This is a genomic window from Thalassobellus citreus (assembly GCF_044385915.1).
Lineage (GTDB): Bacteria > Bacteroidota > Bacteroidia > Flavobacteriales > Flavobacteriaceae > Thalassobellus > Thalassobellus citreus.
Map to the genome: position 1 here is coordinate 1 of NZ_JBISCC010000127.1, position 19,533 is coordinate 19,533.

Genomic DNA, 19,533 nt, shown 5'->3' on the forward strand with positions numbered 1-19,533 from the left:
AATTTCCATGTCTTTATCAACTTCAAAGAAATAGTTTCCAGAAGGAAGCGCAGTTAAATCAAATCCTTTTTTATAAGTTCCACTAACGCTTATTAATTCTTTATAAAGAACAATACCGTTATAATCTTTAATAGTTAATAGGTTTCCTTCGCTAACATTATTAATAGTTAAAGCAGTTTCCTTATAAGCTTTTTTATTGTTGTTAGGCGTTTCATTTGCGATACTTAGCATTGTAGTAAACACTGTTACTAATAGAATGCTTTTTTTAATTAGGTTTTTCATAATTTGAATTTTTTAACGTTCAACGAGACAAAGGTATATGAGAACGAGAAGCTACAAAACATCCATTTTGGCTAATTTGTATGCTTAATTATCTGTTAAATTAAGGTTAAGAGGTGTGAGGGTTAATTTAGAATATATTTAGGTGAATTTTTAATAGAAAGTCTATTTGGTGTTTTTTTTGTATTTTAATAACGTAGTATTTATAGCTGTTGTTATTTTAAAATAAAGCAAAAAAAAAAGTGAGCCACCACAGCTCACTTTACCAACTAAACTAAATAAGACATTAAACTAATTATTAATGAATTTTGTAAACTCTTTATTAGAGTTATTATTATGATTGCTACTAATCATTTAAGTTTTAATATATCGTATATTTTAATATATGTATATCTAAATGTTTTACGATAGCAAATATTACTTTTAATCTGCAAGACAAAATTACAGCAGAAGTAGGCTCTAAAAAACATCAAATTTGACCAATTTATATGCTATATTATCTGTTAACTAAATGTTAAATGAATGTAATGATAAAATAACATAGAATACGGGTAATAAATAATACGTTTTCATAGTTATATATTGTAATTTTGTAATATAATAGATTTGTTATGATTAATAAAAAACCAACTTTTAGGAAGCTTACCCCGAGTTTCGGCAGTTCTATATTGGTTAAACAACATGTAGATACTGTAGATAAAAATGGTGCTTATTGGCATTTTCATCCAGAATTAGAGCTTATTTATATTAATAAAGGGCAAGGGAAAACACATATAGGAAATCATTTATCTTATTTTAATAATAGTCAACTTATATTAATAGGATCTAATTTACCTCATAATGGTTTTACAGATAGATTAACTGCAAACGGAACGGAAACAACCATACAGTTTAAATCTAATTTTTTAGGAGATGATTTTCTTAATGTTCCAGAAATGGGGCCTATTGTGGCCTTATTTGAAAGAGCAAAAAAAGGTATCCGATTTAAAATTGATACAAAAAAGAAAATAGGAGCTAAAATTGAAAAACTTTCAGAATGTGATGGATTAAAACGTGTTTTGAAATTTTTAGATATATTAAACCATTTAGCAAAAACAGATGATTATAATTTGCTGAATGCAGATGGTTTTGCATTTGAAACAGAAGCACAAGACAGTTCTAAAGTGGATGTTATTTTTAAATATGTTAATAAGAACTTTCAAAAACATATTACTTTAGATGAAATTGCTGGTGAAGTAAGTATGACGGTTCCAGCGTTTTGTCGTTATTTTAAAAAAGCAACAGGAAAAACATTTACTCAATTAGTTAATGAGTATCGTGTGGTACATGCAACAAAGTTACTTACAGAAAGCCAAATGAGTATTGCCGATGTTTGTTTTGAATGCGGATTTAATAACTTTTCGCATTTCAATAAGCAGTTTAATGAAATAACTGGTAAAAGTGCTTCAAATTACAGAAAGGAAATAAAGATGATTATTAGTGGCTAATACCATCCCATTCTTTATAAAATTGCTCAAGGAAATTTAGCATATAGTTATGGCGTTCATTTGCTATTTGCTTTCCTGTTTTGGTATTCATTTTATCTTTTAAAAGCAGTAGTTTTTCGTAAAAATGATTAATAGTAGGAGCTGTTGAGCTTTTATACTCAGCTTTACTCATGTTGAGATTCGGTTTAATATTAGGGTTGAAGAGTTCCCTGTTTTTAAAACCTCCATAATTAAAGCATCTTGCAATACCAATAGCGCCAATGGCATCTAATCTATCGGCATCTTGTATAACATCTAATTCAGTTGATGTAAACCTGTCTGTTTTACTTCCTGATAAACTCGATTTAAAAGAAATATTTTCAATAATATTTACAACATGTTCTATAACTAAAGAATCTACATTTAGTTTAAATAGAAATTCACGTGCTATTTTAGGTCCAACGGTTTCATCGCCATCATGAAATTTACTATCTGCAATATCGTGTAGTAATGCACCAAGCGAAACTACAAATTCATCAACATATTCATTTTTAGCTATGAGTAATGAATTGTTATAAACTCTTAGTGTGTGAAACCAATCGTGTCCTCCTTCTGCATTAGCAAGTGTTTCTTTTACAAATGCTTTTGTTTTATTAATTATGTCTTTTGAGTTTGTCATAGTATAAAAATAAAAATTCCTTTCGGTTAGGAAAGGAATTTTTTAAAGATATAATTAATATGTTCTAATTATTTTATAATAGCTGGTTCTACCCATTTAAACTGAAAAGAATTTTCTGGAACTTTCATACGTTCTGCTATTCGAGTCATTCTAGAAGGTAGTTTCATTAAATAATCTCTTGCTTTTTCAGCTTCATCAGTAAGATTAGAAATTTTATCTATTTCCCAACGCTTAATAAGTTTTTCTAAAATATCAATATAATCCATTGATGTGTAAACACCTATACGTTGTGCGGTATTAGAAAACTCTTCGAAAGCCGAACCTATTTTTCCTCCAGTTTCTCTTAAAAAGTGAGCAGGCATGGTTATTTTTTGTTTCATCATATAATGAAAAGCCATCATCATTTGGCTAGGGTCTACTTCAAAAATACGCTCCACAAATTCTGAATAAGCATGATGATGTCTCATCTCATCTCCAGAAATAATTTTACACATTTTAGAAAGTCGCTTATTGCCTTTGTCTTTAGCTAATTTAGCAACTCGGTTATGAGATACATAAGTTGCTAATTCTTGAAAACTAGTATAAACAAAGTTTTTATAAGGATCTCTATCGGTACCAATATCAAAACCATCAGCAATTAAATGTTGTGTTGTAATTTCAATTTCTTTCATGTTTACACGTCCAGAAAGATATAAGTACTTGTTAAGCACATCACCATGTCTGTTTTCTTCTGCAGTCCATTGGCGTACCCATTTAGACCATCCTGTTTGTCCGTTTACTTGGTCTACACCTTCAACATCCATAAGCCATGATTCGTATGTTGGAAGTGCTTCTTCGGTAATCATATCACCAACTAAAACTACCCAGAAATCATAAGGCAATTCTTTTGCTAACTCTCTAATTTCTTTAACTTCTTCAAAAAAGGCATTATCAGTTGTTTCAGAATTTGGCAAAAAATCTGTTGGTTGCCAAATACTCTCAATGGGGATTAAATATTTTTCAACTAATGCGTCAATGTCTTTTTCTAAAAACTGCATCACTTCAAATCTCTTATTCTTTAAAGACATCTTTAATATTTTTTAAGGTTTTATATGTTGTGTAATAGTAGTTTCAATACTATTAATAAGTTCTTGTTTGTCTGCAAAGGTAGCAACTTTTAAAGGCTTATGCACAGTAAATGTTATATGAGTGCCTAAACCCATAGGGAATTTACCGTAACGTACTGTTTTCCAGGAGTTGTTTATGGTGATAGGAACAACTAAGGCTGATGGAATTTTTTTGAATAAAATTTCTAAACCTTTTGTTTGAAATGGTTTAGGTTCCCCGTTCTTACTTCGCGTACCTTCTGGAAAAATAACGGCAGTTCTTCTGGTGTTTTCAATATATTCACCAAATTTCATAAGGGCTGGTAAAGATTGACGCGGATTTTTTCTATCGATTAAAGCAGCGCCTCCATGACGTAAATTATATGATACACTAGGAATGCCTTTTCCTAACTCTATTTTGCTAATAAATTTAGGATGGTATTTACGCATGTACCAAGTAAGCGGGTAAATGTCGTGTAAACTTTGATGGTTTGCAACGAGTATAAGTGGTTGATTGGTGTCAATTTGATGTGGATTATCAAAAGAAAAACGTGTACCTAAAATATTAGCACAACGCATTAATGCAAATTGCAATGCATCAACACTTAATTTATGAGCTTTATAACCAAATACATTAAAACAGAACCATTGAATAGGATGAAATATAACAAGTGTTAAAAAAAAACACAGATAATAAATGAAGCTTAAAGGGTAAGACAATAGTTTTTGCATGTCGCAAAAATAAAAAAACCACGATAAAATCGTGGTTTTTTTATTTTTATTCTAAAGGGAAGCCTCTTTCCTTGTGTAAGAGGACTAGGAAGTGAGACTTTCTAGCAATGCTCGTTATAAGCATCAACAAGATTTTCTGCAATTAATTCTGCAGGACGCCCTTCAATATGATGACGCTCTAACATGTGTACCAATTCACCATCTTTAAATAAAGCCATACTTGGTGAACTAGGAGGAAACGGAACCATATATCCACGAGCTTTATCAACAGCTTCTTTATCAACACCTGCAAAAACAGTTGTAATATGATCTGGTTTTTTATCGTTAGCTAAACTCATTCTAGCACCTGGGCGAGCATTTGCTGCTGCACAACCACAAACCGAGTTTACAACCACAAGTGTAGTCCCTTCTTTTGCTATAGCTGCATCAACTGCTTCGGCAGTATGTAATTCTTCAAAACCAACATTTGTTAAATCTTCGCGCATTGGTTTTACTAATTCTGCTGGATACATATTTTTAAATTTTTATAATTAACAATTTTTTAGACTACAAAGATACCAATTGTGTAACAATATGGTATAATTATCAACTAACTAATATTATATTTGACGATAAATAAAATTTATACTTACATGAGTTTTTCAAAATGGATAGGTGGCGCTTTAGGCTGGTCGTTTGGAGGTCCAATAGGGGCTATTATTGGTTTAGCATTAGGTAGTGTAGTTGATGCGTTAGCCGATGGACAAGAACAACCACAAATACGTGGAAGACAAAGAACACAACCACAGCGTAGACCACAAACACATTCGGGCGATTTTGAAGTGAGTTTACTCATATTAGCATCTATTGTTATAAAAGCAGATGGCAAACAGGATAAACGCGAATTAGATTTTGTGCGTCAGCAATTTGTAAATATGTATGGTAAAGAGCGTGCTAATCATGCTTTTAAATTGTTTAAAAACATAAACAAGCAAAATAATATATCTACCAGACAAGTATGTTTGCAAATTAAACAAATGATGGATCATCCGTCGCGTTTACAACTCATGCACTTTTTGTTTGGTATTGCAAAAGCCGACGGAACGGTAACCGAAGATGAAGTAAAACAAATTTATACCATTGCTGGTTATTTAGGTATTAGCTCGCGCGATTATGAGAGTATAAAAGCTATGTTTTATAGCAGTAGCGATAATGCTTATAAAATTTTAGATATTACTAAAAGTGCTACGGTAGACGACATTAAAAAAGCTTACCGAAAAATGGCTAAAAAATACCACCCAGATAAAGTGATTCACTTAGGTAAAGAACACCAAAAAGGTGCCGAAGAAAAGTTTAGACAAGTACAAGAAGCTTACGAGCAGTTGCAGAAGGAGCGTGGGTTTTAATAGTTATTGTGAATAGTAATATTTTTTTAAAAAATCACCTTTGGTCAAAATGATTATTTCAAGAATGATGTTTTCATATTTGTCTCTCTCTGAATATACCTTATAAAGATTGAAATTATTATTATTTAAATTTAGGTTGCCAGTATCGGTGAATACTTTTTTAATAAAAATTAATCGATGACTAAAGTCGATGAATAAAGGGGTTGATATATTTAGAATATATCTTTTAAAATCCCAACTATTATTTGTTTTTATTTTTCCGAAAGGATTTATTTGTAGATAAAAGGATTCATTTAGAATTTTTTGATTAATAACGCTAAAGTCAAAAATTCCTAAGCATGCGCTATTAAAAACCCAAATCAAGTTAACGAAAAAATCTTCTTTTTCTTTTATTTTTTCAGAAGTGATTTTTGAGTTTTGAAGCATTAGTACTACTTCATTTGGTAATTTAATGTCTGCAATATGTTTTCTTTGATCTTTTTTTATAATAATTTCTTGCCATTCGATTGGGAAATTAGAAACCCATTCATTATGCCATTCGCAAATTGAATTGTACCATTTATCACAATTTGTGTAGGCGGACTGATGATGCCAATAAAAAAGGGAATTGATGTTTTTTGTTGTAATCAAAGATGATTTACAAAATTGACAAACACCTATTTCGCCCAAAGAATTTGCGCGTATTCTTTTGTTTTCTTTATTTAAAGCATAAATCATTTTAAAATGGCATGTTATATCTTTTTAAAGTAAAAATAAAATAAATTGCATTCAAGTTCTTTTATATCAATCAAATTTTAAACAAATGAAAAACATTTTCGACCAAAAAGAAACAGATACTGTAATAGGTAGAATTAACAAACTCTCGTCTAACACAAATCCGTTATGGGGAAAAATGAGTGTCGATCAAATGTTGGCACACTGTAATGTGACTTACGAAATGGCTTTTGAAGATATTCACCCAAAAGCTACGGGGTTTAAAAAGGTATTGCTAAAATTATTTGTAAAGCCTATCGTTGTTAGCGAGAAACCATATAAGAAAAACTCTAGAACAGCGCCTCAGTTTTTAATTGCGGATGCTAAAAATTTTGTAGAAGAGAAAACTAGATTAATAGACTATTTAGTGAAAGCACAAAGTTTAGGAGAAAGTCATTTTGATGGCAAAGAGTCTAATTCCTTTGGTAAGTTAACTAAGCAAGAATGGAATAACATGTTTTACAAACATTTAGACCATCATTTAAACCAGTTTGGGGTATAATTGAAAACATATAAAAACAAAAAAGCCCGCAAAACAATATTGTTTTGCGGGCTTTTAGATTTTTTAAGAAATATTTTCTAAAGACTTAAAACTTCTTTACTTGTATATACTTTCGTATCGTTGTCTTTATCAAAAATCATAACTATTTTATTGTCATCATTTAAATAAACAGATGCTAATTTCCAACCATCAGTTTCAGATGCTTCTAATAAACATTTGCGAACATCAGGATTGTTTAAGTTTAATTTTGAGTTTTTAATTGTATCAGCTTTTGCATTAAAAGAAAGTAAAAGCGTAGCAGCTACTGCTAATAATTGTAATTTTTTCTTCATAGAGTTTATGTTTAGGGGTTTAAAATAAAGGCAAGATTAAAACATATTCTATTAATTCTTAAAAATAACGGTTGATTGTTCATTATTTACGGTTAAATCAACAGTTCTCCCCAAAATAAGCGCTCGATTATCTTTAGCATGTCCTGAATGCATGTTAAATACTACAGGGAAATTATACTCTTTTAAAACCTCTAAAATAAGTTGTTCAATTGAAGCTCCCCAAGGTGTTGTGTTTTTCTTAATTTTAGTCATGTCGCCAATAATAACGCCGTTACAATTTTCAAAATAACCCGCACGTTTTAAGCTTTGTAGTAACCGGTCAATATGATATTTATATTCGCCAATTTCTTCAATAAATAAAATTTTTCCAGAGGTATCCATGCTCGTTTTAGAGCCTAACATTGTTTGTAATATCGATAGGTTACCTCCAATTAATTCACCAGTAGCCGTTCCTGTTTTATTATAGCTAGAACCTTTTAAAGTATACGTTAAAGGATTTCCAAAAAGCGCTTTTTTAAAGGTTGAAATAGTTTCTTTAATAGTTTCGGCATCATCTTGTAAGCTGGTACACATCATGGCGTGTAAACTCTCAAAACCTTCGTTATGAATTTGACTGTGAAGTGCCGTAATATCAGAATAACCAATAACCCATTTCGGATTCTTTCTAAATTTAGTGTAATCTAATTTATCTAAAATTCTAACGGCACCGTAACCGCCACGTGCACACCAAATAGCACTAATTTTGGGGTCGTCTAAGGCATTTTGAAAATCTTCACAACGTTCATCGTCGGTTCCTGCAAAATGATTCGCTTGGTTAAAAACATGTTTTCCGACTACAGCATGTAAACCCCAGCTTTTTAAGAGTGCTTTTGCTTTTTCAACTTCACCAATTCTATTTTTTAAAATACCTGAAGGTGCAACAATGGCAACAGTATCGCCTGCTTTTAAGTATGGAGGTTGTATCAATGTACTAGTTTTATTTAATGATATGTTTTGAGCTGAAAAGTGTGTTCTTCCTAAGAAAAAAACAACTAAAAACAATATTGAGGTTAATGAGATTTTCGACATAATGTAAATGTACATTTTTTTAGTGAAATTCTATTTTCAAAAGTTAGAAAGAGGAATTCAAAATAGTTGATGGAACTAATCCTGCTTTTTTCTGGGGGATTTTTTGTTTCATACTTTTTATTTTCCAATTCGAAGTCAAAATGCGTACTTTTACGGCTTGAAAAAGAACCGCTATTCTAAGTGAAGCGCGGTAATTGTTGAAATTAAATTTAGATTGATGAATAAGCCAAAAAGATATACCATTACTACTGCTTTACCGTATACAAACGGACCCATTCATATTGGGCATTTAGCTGGTGTTTACGTTCCTGCCGATATTTATGCACGTTATTTACGTTTAACAGGAAACGATGTATTGCTTATTGGTGGAAGTGACGAACATGGTGTGCCTATTACTATTAAGGCAAAAAACGAAGGGGTAACACCTCAAGATATTGTAGATAAATATCATGCTATTATTAAAAAATCGTTTGAAGATTTTGGAATTACTTATGATAATTATTCACGTACATCGGCTCCTATTCATCATGATACTGCTTCAGAATTTTTTAAAACCTTATATGATAAAGGTGAGTTTATAGAAGAAACTACCGAGCAATTATATGATGCAGAAGCTAATCAGTTTTTAGCAGACCGTTTTGTAACAGGAACTTGTCCGAAATGTGGAAACGAAGAAGCTTATGGCGATCAATGTGAAAGTTGCGGAAGCACATTAAATGCGACCGATTTAATAAATCCTAAGTCGGCATTAACAGGTAATGTACCAACTTTAAAGCAAACAAAACACTGGTTTTTACCTTTAGATAAACACGAAGCCTTTTTAAAAGAATGGATTTTAGAAGGACATAAAAAGGACTGGAAACCTAATGTTTACGGACAATGTAAATCGTGGATAGATGATGGATTACGTCCTAGAGCAGTAACTAGAGATTTAGATTGGGGTATTCCTGTGCCAGCAGAAGGTGGCGAAGGCAAAGTATTATACGTTTGGTTTGATGCACCTATTGGCTACATATCATCTACCAAAGAATGGGCCGCACGCGAAGGCAAAGATTGGGAGCCGTATTGGAAAGATGAAGACACTAAATTAGTACACTTTATAGGGAAAGATAATATTGTATTTCACTGTATCATTTTCCCTGCGATGTTAAAAGCAGAAGGATCGTATATTTTACCAGAAAATGTGCCTGCAAATGAGTTTTTAAATTTAGAAGGTAATAAGCTTTCTACCTCTAAAAATTGGGCCGTTTGGTTGCCAGAATATTTAAAAGATTTTCCAGGTCAGCAAGATGTGTTACGCTATGCGTTAAATGCTAATGCACCTGAGACAAAGGATAACGATTTTACTTGGAAAGATTTTCAAGCAAGAAATAATAATGAGTTAGTTGCCATTTTCGGGAACTTTATTAATCGTGTAGTCGTATTAACTAATAAATATTACGAAGGCATTGTACCAACACCAAGTGAGTTAACTCAAGTAGATGAAGAAACTTTGGCAGCTCTAAAAGCATATCCAAATGTTATAGCAAGTTCTATTGAGCGTTACCGATTTAGAGAAGCAGGGCAAGAACTAATGAATTTAGCTCGCTTAGGTAATAAATATTTAGCCGATGCAGAACCATGGAAAGTAGTTAAAGTAGATGAAGCACGTACAAAAACAATTATGTATGTGGCACTTCAAATAGCATCTGCTCTAGCAACGTTAAGTGAGCCTTTTTTACCGTTTACGTCTACAAAACTTAAAGGAATATTGAATGTTAGTTCGAATGATTCGATAGAGGAGAATTGTATCGAGAATACATGGAATGAGGTAAGCACAAAAAGCGTATTACTTCCTGCAGACCACAAAATAGGAAAAGCAGAATTACTGTTTTCTAAAATAGAAGATGAAACCATACAAAAACAACTAGATAAATTAGAAGCCAGTAAAAAAGCAAACGAAATTGCTAATGCTGTTGTAGAACCTCAAAAAGACACTATAACTTTTGATGATTTTACAAAGTTAGATATTCGTGTGGGTACGATTCTAGAAGCCGAAAAAATGCCGAAAGCTAAAAAACTACTAGTTTTAAAAGTAGACACAGGTATTGATGTGCGTACTATAGTTTCGGGTATTGCTGAAAGCTTTACAGCAGAAGAAGTAGTAGGTAAGCGTGTAACTGTTTTAGTAAACTTAGCACCAAGAGCCTTAAGAGGTGTTGAAAGTGAAGGTATGATTTTAATGACTGAAACGCCAGATGGTAAATTGGTGTTTGTTAATCCTGATGATGCTAATGTTGGTAATGGGTTACAGGTGAGTTAATTAATTCTTATTGGTGTTTTGTTTTTATTAAAAGGGTCACCATTTAACAATTAAAGTATTGTTAAATGGTGACCCTTTTAATAAGTATGTGTCTTACTTTTGATTAATAAAATATCTAATAATAACCCTAACTCGTAACTACTTTAGTTATTAATTAAACTTACATTTATGAAAAAAATATTTCTTTTACTATTCACTATTGGTTTAGTGTCTTGTGGAACCTCTAAAACTGTTAGAATCTCTAAAAAAGTCATTAAAGGCGATTGGACTTTAAGTTCTATATCTTATAGCGAAGCAGGAACTTATAATGTAACCTTGCTTAATGATGCGTCAAAAGCTTGTTTTGAAGGCAGTACGTGGCAATTTATTCCTAATAATAATACAGGAATCTATACTATTAATGATACAAGTTGCTCAACTGGCGCTAGAGATTTCGTGTTTACAATTCAAGAGATTGACTCTGAAACAGGACTTTACGATTTTTTATTAAAGCCTACAGATACGAAACATAAATCAGTCACTAATCAAGGATTTAGGTTGAGTTTAACATCATTGTCAGAAACTAATATGCAATGGCAACAAACAGTTTCTGTTGATGGGAAGCCATTTACTATCATTATGAATTTTACAAAATAATAAATATATAAATATGAAAACATTAATAAATAAAATTGGAGTCATTGTTTTAGCACTTGCATTAACTGTAAGTTTAACAAACTGTGGAGCGGTACAAAATGCAAATAACAAGCAAAAAGGAGCTGTAATTGGAGCTACTGGAGGTGCTATTTTAGGTGCTATTCTTGGTAATAATTTAGGTAAAGGCGGTAATGGTGAATTAGGAGCTGTTATTGGTGGTGTTATTGGAGGCGGAGCAGGTGTGCTTATTGGAAATAAAATGGATAAGCAAGCTCAAGAAATTGAAAATGAAATTCCTGGTGCGCAAGTAGAGCGTGTAGATAATGGTATTGTAGTAACTTTTGATGAAAGTAGTGGCGTGTATTTTGACACAAATAAATCTAATATAAATACAGCATCTCAAGCAACATTAAATAAGCTTATTGGTGTGTTTAAAGAATATCCAGATACTAATATTTTGGTTGTAGGTCATACAGATAGTCAAGGTACAGCAGAATATAATATGACACTTTCTGAAAAAAGAGCAACTTCTGTAACTAATTATTTATCAGGTAACGGTATTGCTCAAATGCGTTTAACAACAAAATGGTTTGGAGAAACACAACCACTTCATGATAATGCAACAGCAGAAGGGCGTGCTAAAAACAGACGTGTAAATATTGCTATTTTGCCAAACGAAAAAATGGTAGAAGATGCTAAAACACAAGCAGGAAATTAAATAAAAGATTAAGTTACATAAATCCCGTTTTCAAAATTATTTTGAAAACGGGATTTTTTTTGCTTTGTTATCAATAAAAAACATTTTAGTTCACTAAAATTTTAATGTGAAAATAATATAAATTATTGAGATAAGATTTTTCTGCGTTTAAAGAAATATGTAACTTTACAAAAAGCCATATTATGTTATCAAAAACCATAGAAAAATCACTTAACAATCAAATAAGAATTGAAGCAGAGTCTTCTCAAATATACCTTGCTATGGCCTGTTGGGCAGAAGTTAAAGGTTTAGAAGGTGTTGCTGGTTTCATGTATGACCAATCTGATGAAGAACGCGCTCATATGTTAAAACTTGTAAAGTTTGTTAACGAACGCGGTGGTCATGCCAAAATTTCAGAATTAGCTGCGCCTCATGTTACTTTCAATTCGTTTAAAGAAATGTTCGAAGAGCTTTTTAAACATGAAGTATTTGTTTCAGAAAGTATCAATGAGTTAGTGCATATAACACTTCAAGAAAAAGATTATGCAACACATAACTTTTTACAATGGTACGTCTCTGAACAAATTGAAGAGGAAGCTGTTGCTCGAACGATTCTTGATAAAATAAATCTTATTGGTGACGATAAAGGTGGCCTGTACTTATTTGATAGAGATATTCAACAACTAACAGTTAGTTCTGCGTCTGTTGATAATCCGCAATAAAGTTTAACTATTAATCTTATTTAGATTTAATAAAAATAACTTATTTTTGTCACGTTATCTAAATGTTAGATTCTGTTTTGGGCAAAAAGAAGAAGAAAAAAGCAATTAAAGAGTTACAACGCATTGGTATTATTACTACTAATAAGGTAAAAACGAGTTGTTGTAAAAAATTCAAAAAAGGCGAGAACAAGCGTTGTAAAAAATGCCCGTGTTTCGATTTGTTAAAAAAAGTTGCTTAACAATTATAGTAATTTTAAATTAAAATATAAATTAGACCTATCAAGAAAATTTGATAGGTCTTTTTCATTAAACAACATGATAAAATTTATAATTTCCCAAACACAACTTCCAGAACAATCTGTAAAAAATACGATTGCATTACTTAATGAAGATTGTACCATTCCGTTTATTTCTCGTTACCGAAAAGAAGCTACAGGTAATTTAGATGAGGTTCAAATAGGAGATATTGTAAAATTTAAGGAACAATATGAAGCTTTAGAAAAACGTAAAAAAGCGATTTTAAAAGCTTTGGAAGAGCAAGCTGTTTTAACACCAGAATTACAACAGAAAATAGAAGCGGTTCAAGATTTAATAACGCTAGAAGATTTATACTTACCCTATAAAAAGAGCCGTAAAACAAAAGCTGAAAAAGCACGACAAAACGGATTGGAGCCTTTGGCAAAAATAATCATGTCTCAAAATGCAAATGATGTCGAGTCTATTGCGTTTAAATATGTAATAGGAACTGTTAATTCGGTTGATGAAGCTTTAGAAGGAGCTCGACATATTATTGCCGAATGGATAAATGAGCGTACCGATATTCGAAATAATATACGTCGTCAATTAGAACGTTTTGCTATGATTTCCACGAAAGTGATAAAAATAAAGGCTGATGATGAAAAGGCTCAAAAATTTAGAGATTATTTTGATTGGGAAGAAGGCTTAAGTAGAATACCATCACACCGATTACTCGCTATTTTAAGAGCCGAAAAAGAAGGTTTTATTAGAGTTAAAATTTCTATTGATGATGATCGTGCTTTAGATAACATGGAAAGGCGTATTATTAAAAGTAATAACGCTTGCACGGAACAAATAGAAACAGCTATTAAAGATGCCTATAAGCGTTTATTAGTACCATCGTTAAGTAACGAAGCACTTCAAATAGCAAAAGATAAAGCTGATGAATCTGCGATAAACGTTTTTGCAAAAAATTTAAAACAACTGTTATTAGGATCTCCATTAGGTGAAAAACGTGTTTTAGCTATTGATCCTGGTTTTAGAACAGGCTGTAAAGTGGTTTGTTTAGATGCGCAAGGTCAATTAAAATATAACGAAACTATTTATCCGCATCCACCAAAAAGTGATAGTGTTGGTGCGATGAAAAAAATAAGCTCCTTAGCCGATGCTTATAAAATTGAAGCCATTGCCATTGGAAATGGCACAGCATCACGAGAAACAGAAGCGCTTATAAAAAAGATTCATTTTAAAAATGAGGTTCAAGTGTTTGTAGTAAGCGAAGCGGGAGCAAGTATTTATTCGGCATCAAAAATTGCGCGTGAAGAATTTCCAGATTACGATGTTACAGTTCGTGGCTCGGTTTCTATTGGAAGGCGATTACAAGATCCATTAGCAGAATTAGTAAAAATTGATGCTAAATCTATTGGAGTAGGGCAATATCAACATGATGTCGATCAAACCAAGCTTCAAAAACAATTAGATGTTGTGGTAGAAAACTGTGTAAATGCCGTTGGTGTAAATATAAATACGGCAAGCAAACCATTACTAAGTTCTGTTTCTGGTATTGGCCACAAATTAGCCGAAAATATTTTTAATTACAGAAACGAAAATGGTGTTTTTACATCTAGAAAAGACATAAAAAAGGTACCACGTTTAGGGGGGAAAGCTTTTGAGCAAGGTGCTGCTTTTTTAAGAATAAAAGATGCTAAAAATCCGTTAGACGATTCGGCAGTACATCCAGAAAGTTATGCTATTGTTACAAAAATGGCGAAAGATTTAGGTAAGTCGGTTCAAGATTTAATTGGTAATTCAGACCTTCTTAAAAAAATAGATTTAAAACAGTATTGTACAGCATCTGTTGGTTTACTAACTCTAGAAGATATTATTAAAGAATTAGAAAAACCAGGTTTAGATATTCGTGAACAAGCCAAAGTGTTTACCTTCAATCAGAATATAAAAACTATTAACGATTTACATGAAGGCCAATTACTTCCAGGTATCGTCAATAATATCACTAATTTTGGATGTTTTGTAGATGTTGGTATTAAGGAAAGCGGATTGATTCACGTTTCAAATTTATCAGATAGTTTTGTAAAAGACGTGAATGAACATGTGAGTTTACATCAACAAATTATAGTAAAAGTGTTAGAGGTTGATGTTCCGCGAAAGCGTATTCAATTAAAATTGCATAAATAAAAAATGCGAACTGAAAAGTTCGCATTTTTATATATCAAAAAAAGAATAAAGTCTTATCTATTCATATTCTTTATATCGTCGATAAAAGTTTCTAAATCAACTCCGTTATGTACTATTGTTAAAGCCTTATCTGTAATATATTTTACGTTTACAGCATGAAACCCAAGACCAACAGCAATTTTGTTTAAAAGCTTGTGTTCAGAGTCACCATTAATATCATCAACATGTACCATTCTTACTAAATCGTACAAACGCTCTAAACGTTTATCGTAAGATACTGGCGGGTTAATTGGGTGCGATTCGTAATTCTTTAAAATCAATTTATAATCGCTTTCGTTAATAGATAACCTACGTGCTAATCTATCTAAAAAAGCTTGTTCTTCGTTAGTAATAACACCATCTTCCATGGCAATACGAACAATAGAAGCGAAATGACTCTCATTACGCTTTTTAAATCCACTATCAAATAAATCAGAAAACGACATATATTTTTGTTTTTTATTGCTGCAAACCTACATATTTTTTTTTACTTTTTTTATATAAAATAAAATCAAAATGTCTTTATACATTTTTTGTTAAAAAAAGGATATAATAATGATAAAGATAATAAATGGAGGCGTCCTTTATTTTGCCTGAAGAAAATAATTAAAACAAAGAAATATGCTGTAGTTACCTATTTCTATTAAGTTATTTGTAAAAAAATAATAGAAAACAGTATTAATTTTAGGCAGCACATACACGGTGTGCTATGGCACTTATTTCTACAACTGCTCCTTTTAAATCTATAAGTTCTACTTCTGTTGCAGCTGTGGTATGATATTTCTCGATAGAACAAATAGATTGAATATTTTCATAGCGTAAAATTCTATTTTTAAGTTTCTCGTCTAAGGTAATAACTGTTTCCAAGCCCCTTATTAAATCTGAATAGGTGTGATTCTGTGGTAATTTTTTATAGAAATCCATAATAGCCATAATATAGGCTTCTAAAGACATCGATATTAAATTATACCTTACTTCTGGACCAAAGCGACTCACCCCGCTTTTAGGTGTTGATGCTTTAAGGTATTGGTCGCCTTCTAACAACCACGTTCTCCAATTAAGTTTTTTTTCGCTCATAACTATCTTTTTATAAAAAATGAATATTCACTTGTTCGTTTTCTTGTTCTAAATAAAAATCGCCTTTAACAATGAGATCACATTTTTGTTTAAGGCTAGCGCTTTTTAATTTTTCTTCAAGCTCTTTTTTGTCTTTTAAATTGCAATCTTTATGAAAGTAACAGAAAAAACGTGTTGTTTTAGTATCATCAAATTGTATGATGAAAGCTGTATGATCTGGAAATACTAAATCGTCATAGGCATAGGACACTTCTAAGCTTGTTGCATCTTCAATAATTCCTCGTACTTTTTCTAAATCTCTATATATCATATTTTAAAGTAATAAAAACCATATTCTTATTTGTTGTATAACTTCTGCTTCTTCATATGTTTGACATTTAACCAATTCCATATTAATAGCATCTTCAAACTCTACCTCATTAAAATTTAATTGAAGTAATAATTTGTCTTTTGAATAATGAGTACACGCTGTTCTTAGTTCATTACTAATGCTAGCTGCTTGTAAAAAGGCTATTGCTTTGCTTAATGCCATATTTTTTAATATTAACTACAGTCTGATCCGCAGGAGTTTGAATTAGCACTACATGAGCCACATGCACTATAATTTGAAGTACCAAAATGTATTTGAGGTGTAAAAGATTGAAGTTCATTAGTTAGGTATAGTTCTATATTTTCTTCAACATTTTTTCCTTTTGATTTGTAAATAGTTAAACCACTTTCTTTAAACAACCTTAAGGCTAAATAGGGCATATGGCTGGTTATAATAGAATAAATACCTTTGCGCTTTAAAGCTAAACTTAGGTTGTCATCCATATTACTTATTTCTTTTGTTTTAATCCATTCAAAACTACTGTTAAGACTATTAAATACACAAGTGTATTCGGTGTTGTGAAATCCTTTTGCAATGGTGTACTTGCCTTTGTTATCGTCAATTACAGGTATAATAATGTTCATTTTATATTCAAATTAAATTAAACGTCTATGTTGTTTTATGAGCAAACAGATTGTTTGTAAATAGTCATTAAGTCTACATCTGTTAAAGCTCTTTTTAAATGAGATGATTTTTGCTTAACCATTGATAAAATATTTTGCGCTAAACGTTCGTCAAAATGAAGGTTTTTCTCTTTTAAAAAATGATTTACAGAGGCTGTACCAGAGTGTTTTCCAAAGTAAAAGCCTGTGTTTTTTTGTCCAAAATCTATAGGATTAATAAATTGATAAGATGCTCTATTTTTTAGAATTGCCGATGTATGGATGCCAGATTCATGTGTATAAACTTTTGTGCCTATTAAAGGTTTGCTATCTGGTAATTTTTGTCCCGAAATAGTTGAAACAGTATCACAAAGTGTTGAAATAATTTTTGAATTGTAGCTATCGTTTTTTTCTTTATAAATAAGATAGGCTATAAATTCTTCGAGTACAGAATTACCAGCTCTTTCCCCTAAACCATTAACAGTTGCACTTATACATGTAGCACCAGATTTATAAGCCGTTATAGCATTTGCTGTTGCCATTCCTAGATCATTATGTCCATGAAACTCAAATTCCATAGAGGGGAAACTACCGTTTAAGTCTGTAAACAGTTCATGAATTTCTAAGGGACTAGATATACCAACGGTATCTGCAATTCTAATACGTTTAGCACCATTTTCTTGTGCGTAATAAATATATTCTTTTAAAAAATTTGAATCAGCCCTTGTGGCATCTTGGGCACCTACTGTAACATGAGAGAAAAAATGGGAAGCATATTTTGTGGTTTCTTTTAATTTATTCAATACCCAGTTTTTAGATTTCTCTATAGTTTTTATTTGAATATTTGAAACTGGTAATGAAATATTAATTGAGGTTGTTCCTAATTTTACAGCTTCTTCTATGTCAGTAAGATGAGCTCTACACCAACTAGATGTTTTATACGAAAACCCTTGGCTCGCAATATCTTTAATTATTAATTTTTCTTCTTTGCTTATGGCAGGAGTTCCTATTTCAACTTCATCTACACCCAACTCATCAAGTAAGATGGCGATTTTCATTTTTTCTTTTTTTGAAAAAACGACTCCTGGTGCTTGTTCTCCATCTCGTAAGGTTGTATCTATGATATATGGTTTCATAATAAATGTATTAAATGAAAAATAATTTAATGCTAGCCATAAACAAGACTGAGGCTAAAACATAACGCAATGTGACTGATGAAAACTTAAAACTTCCAGACCATGAACCAAGAAAGCCTCCTAATAGTGCTACTGCTATCCAAAGTACTATCATAGGAGCAAAGTGAACACCCGAACTTATTGTTCCTAACAAGCCTGTAGCTGAATTAAGCCAAATGAATCCTGCAGAAATAGCTGCTGCTTCCTTTAAATTAGCCCAACCAAAAACTATTAGTATAGGGCTTAGAATAATACCACCTCCAATTCCTATCATCCCTGAAAAAAAGCCTACAATGCAGCCAAGAACTAGTGCTATTAAGATATTAGGGTTTTTTACAGCGTTATTTTTTTTAGATTTTACTTGTAATAACATTCTAGCTACGGCTATTAAAAGACAAATGCCTAACGATATTTTATAAAACGTAGGGTCTACAGACAATTTAGCTCCCAAAAAAGCAGCAGGCATTGAAGCTATAACAAATGGGAGTAAGATTTTCCATTTAAAATATCCGCCTTTATAATAGCTGTAAAATGCGATACCTGCTACAAATAGATTAAGTATTAAAGCTGAAGATCTCATGGTAATAGCTTCAATACCAAACATAGCCATTAAAGCTAAATATCCACTAGCTCCACCATGACCAATTGAGGCATAGAGGAAGGCAACTATAAAAAGAGTAATTAAAAAAAATAATTCCATAAGAGAAAGATTATTAGTTAATAAGCATCTTTGATAAAACAAGTATCAAAGTCTAGGCAAAATCATTTAAATAAAAGGTGAAACAATATTTAATCAGAAATTAAATATTCTTCAACAGCTTCATTTTCTTCTAGTGCCTCTAATATTTCATCTATTTTATCTTCGTCTGTAACACCGCCATACCAAAAATTATTTGGCTGAATGATTATTACTGGACCTTGCGGACAAATATTTAAACAAGCTGTTGTAGTTACAGCTGCATCTAAACCTCTATCGGCTGCTTCTTCTGAAATATATTGTATTAAGTCTGACGATCCTCTTTTTAGGCAAGTGCCTTTTGCTTCGCCTACCATTCTGTAGGAATTGCATAATAATATTAAATAATCTGGTTTTTTCATCTGTTAATATTTATAGTTTTTAGATCAGATCTCACATTCATATTGTCCTTTTTTTGTGTGGCAAAATTTTAGTTGTGAATGTTTCATTTTTAATTGTTTTG

24 protein-coding genes are annotated in these 19,533 nt (G+C 31.5%); 8 read left to right on the top strand and 16 right to left on the bottom strand.

Annotated elements, in window-relative coordinates:
* Positions 1-282: hypothetical protein (locus ACH5TX_RS13640; RefSeq protein WP_439340054.1), on the bottom strand; the 282-nt coding region annotated here is incomplete at its 3' end.
* A gap of 608 nt (positions 283-890) precedes the next feature.
* Here ACH5TX_RS13640 and ACH5TX_RS13645 point away from each other — a divergent pair.
* On the top strand, positions 891-1,766 hold the full coding sequence (locus ACH5TX_RS13645) for an AraC family transcriptional regulator (RefSeq protein ID WP_439340055.1): 876 nt from the start codon (positions 891-893) through the stop codon (positions 1,764-1,766).
* Here ACH5TX_RS13645 and ACH5TX_RS13650 read toward each other — a convergent pair.
* From ACH5TX_RS13650 to ACH5TX_RS13665, 4 genes are all read right to left on the bottom strand, one after another.
* Complete coding sequence (locus tag ACH5TX_RS13650; RefSeq protein WP_439340056.1) at positions 1,756-2,424, bottom strand: HD domain-containing protein; 669 nt, start codon at positions 2,422-2,424, stop codon at positions 1,756-1,758. The two genes, ACH5TX_RS13645 and ACH5TX_RS13650, sit on opposite strands and share 11 nt — an antisense overlap.
* Before the next feature lie 68 nt (positions 2,425-2,492).
* A complete protein-coding gene (locus ACH5TX_RS13655) occupies positions 2,493-3,491 on the bottom strand; it encodes an acyl-ACP desaturase (protein WP_439340057.1) in 999 nt (332 codons plus the stop codon).
* A gap of 12 nt (positions 3,492-3,503) precedes the next feature.
* Positions 3,504-4,241 (bottom strand): lysophospholipid acyltransferase family protein, encoded by a 738-nt coding sequence (locus ACH5TX_RS13660; RefSeq protein ID WP_439340058.1) that lies wholly within the window; start codon positions 4,239-4,241, stop codon positions 3,504-3,506.
* 101 nt (positions 4,242-4,342) lie between these two features.
* Positions 4,343-4,753 carry a BrxA/BrxB family bacilliredoxin gene (locus tag ACH5TX_RS13665; protein WP_439340059.1) on the bottom strand — a complete coding sequence of 137 codons (411 nt, stop codon included), beginning with the start codon at positions 4,751-4,753 and terminating at the stop codon, positions 4,343-4,345.
* 120 nt (positions 4,754-4,873) lie between these two features.
* Here ACH5TX_RS13665 and ACH5TX_RS13670 point away from each other — a divergent pair, with 120 nt between their 5' ends.
* Positions 4,874-5,626: a TerB family tellurite resistance protein gene (locus ACH5TX_RS13670; RefSeq protein ID WP_439340060.1), complete on the top strand. Its 753-nt coding sequence runs from the start codon at positions 4,874-4,876 to the stop codon at positions 5,624-5,626.
* Between the two features lie 3 nt (positions 5,627-5,629).
* Here the strand turns inward: ACH5TX_RS13670 and ACH5TX_RS13675 are convergent, their stop codons facing one another.
* Complete coding sequence (locus ACH5TX_RS13675) at positions 5,630-6,343, bottom strand: competence protein CoiA family protein (protein ID WP_439340061.1); 714 nt, start codon at positions 6,341-6,343, stop codon at positions 5,630-5,632.
* An 85-nt stretch (positions 6,344-6,428) separates the two neighbouring features.
* Between ACH5TX_RS13675 and ACH5TX_RS13680 the strand changes: the two genes are divergently transcribed.
* A complete protein-coding gene (locus tag ACH5TX_RS13680) occupies positions 6,429-6,881 on the top strand; it encodes a DUF1569 domain-containing protein (protein ID WP_439340062.1) in 453 nt (150 codons plus the stop codon).
* Between the two features lie 77 nt (positions 6,882-6,958).
* Here the strand turns inward: ACH5TX_RS13680 and ACH5TX_RS13685 are convergent, their stop codons facing one another.
* Both ACH5TX_RS13685 and ACH5TX_RS13690 read right to left on the bottom strand, forming a co-directional pair.
* Entirely contained in the window at positions 6,959-7,213 is a 255-nt protein-coding gene (locus tag ACH5TX_RS13685) for a hypothetical protein (RefSeq protein ID WP_439340063.1), read from the bottom strand.
* 51 nt (positions 7,214-7,264) lie between these two features.
* A complete protein-coding gene (locus ACH5TX_RS13690) occupies positions 7,265-8,281 on the bottom strand; it encodes a S66 peptidase family protein (protein WP_439340064.1) in 1,017 nt (338 codons plus the stop codon).
* Positions 8,282-8,498: 217 nt separating this feature from the next.
* Between ACH5TX_RS13690 and metG the strand changes: the two genes are divergently transcribed.
* From metG to ACH5TX_RS13715, 5 genes are all read left to right on the top strand, one after another.
* Positions 8,499-10,583 carry a methionine--tRNA ligase gene (gene metG / locus ACH5TX_RS13695; protein WP_439340065.1) on the top strand — a complete coding sequence of 695 codons (2,085 nt, stop codon included), beginning with the start codon at positions 8,499-8,501 and terminating at the stop codon, positions 10,581-10,583.
* Positions 10,584-10,751: 168 nt separating this feature from the next.
* Positions 10,752-11,219: a lipocalin family protein gene (locus ACH5TX_RS13700; protein WP_439340066.1), complete on the top strand. Its 468-nt coding sequence runs from the start codon at positions 10,752-10,754 to the stop codon at positions 11,217-11,219.
* A gap of 13 nt (positions 11,220-11,232) precedes the next feature.
* A complete protein-coding gene (locus tag ACH5TX_RS13705) occupies positions 11,233-11,937 on the top strand; it encodes a YiaD family glycine zipper/OmpA-like lipoprotein (RefSeq protein ID WP_439340067.1) in 705 nt (234 codons plus the stop codon).
* Between the two features lie 182 nt (positions 11,938-12,119).
* Positions 12,120-12,638, top strand: a complete 519-nt coding sequence (locus tag ACH5TX_RS13710; protein WP_439340068.1) for a ferritin — start codon at positions 12,120-12,122, stop codon at positions 12,636-12,638.
* Positions 12,639-12,953: 315 nt separating this feature from the next.
* The gene (locus ACH5TX_RS13715) at positions 12,954-15,071 is read left to right on the top strand and encodes a Tex family protein (protein ID WP_439340069.1); all 2,118 of its coding nucleotides are present in this window, start codon (positions 12,954-12,956) and stop codon (positions 15,069-15,071) included.
* Between the two features lie 53 nt (positions 15,072-15,124).
* Here the strand turns inward: ACH5TX_RS13715 and ACH5TX_RS13720 are convergent, their stop codons facing one another.
* The 8 genes from ACH5TX_RS13720 to ACH5TX_RS13755 form a co-directional block, all read right to left on the bottom strand.
* Positions 15,125-15,556: a tellurite resistance TerB family protein gene (locus ACH5TX_RS13720; protein WP_439340070.1), complete on the bottom strand. Its 432-nt coding sequence runs from the start codon at positions 15,554-15,556 to the stop codon at positions 15,125-15,127.
* A gap of 238 nt (positions 15,557-15,794) precedes the next feature.
* Entirely contained in the window at positions 15,795-16,187 is a 393-nt protein-coding gene (locus tag ACH5TX_RS13725) for a hypothetical protein (RefSeq protein WP_439340071.1), read from the bottom strand.
* A gap of 10 nt (positions 16,188-16,197) precedes the next feature.
* A complete protein-coding gene (locus ACH5TX_RS13730; protein WP_439340072.1) occupies positions 16,198-16,497 on the bottom strand; it encodes a hypothetical protein in 300 nt (99 codons plus the stop codon).
* A gap of 3 nt (positions 16,498-16,500) precedes the next feature.
* Entirely contained in the window at positions 16,501-16,719 is a 219-nt protein-coding gene (locus ACH5TX_RS13735; protein WP_439340073.1) for a hypothetical protein, read from the bottom strand.
* An 11-nt stretch (positions 16,720-16,730) separates the two neighbouring features.
* Positions 16,731-17,141 (bottom strand): NifB/NifX family molybdenum-iron cluster-binding protein, encoded by a 411-nt coding sequence (locus ACH5TX_RS13740; protein ID WP_439340074.1) that lies wholly within the window; start codon positions 17,139-17,141, stop codon positions 16,731-16,733.
* A 35-nt stretch (positions 17,142-17,176) separates the two neighbouring features.
* Positions 17,177-18,295, bottom strand: coding sequence for a hydroxymethylglutaryl-CoA lyase-like TIM-barrel protein (locus tag ACH5TX_RS13745; protein ID WP_439340075.1), 1,119 nt, complete (start codon positions 18,293-18,295; stop codon positions 17,177-17,179).
* A 10-nt stretch (positions 18,296-18,305) separates the two neighbouring features.
* Positions 18,306-19,034, bottom strand: coding sequence for a sulfite exporter TauE/SafE family protein (locus tag ACH5TX_RS13750; RefSeq protein ID WP_439340076.1), 729 nt, complete (start codon positions 19,032-19,034; stop codon positions 18,306-18,308).
* A gap of 89 nt (positions 19,035-19,123) precedes the next feature.
* The gene (locus ACH5TX_RS13755) at positions 19,124-19,432 is read right to left on the bottom strand and encodes a (2Fe-2S) ferredoxin domain-containing protein (RefSeq protein ID WP_439340077.1); all 309 of its coding nucleotides are present in this window, start codon (positions 19,430-19,432) and stop codon (positions 19,124-19,126) included.
* Between the last annotated feature and the right edge of the window lie 101 nt (positions 19,433-19,533).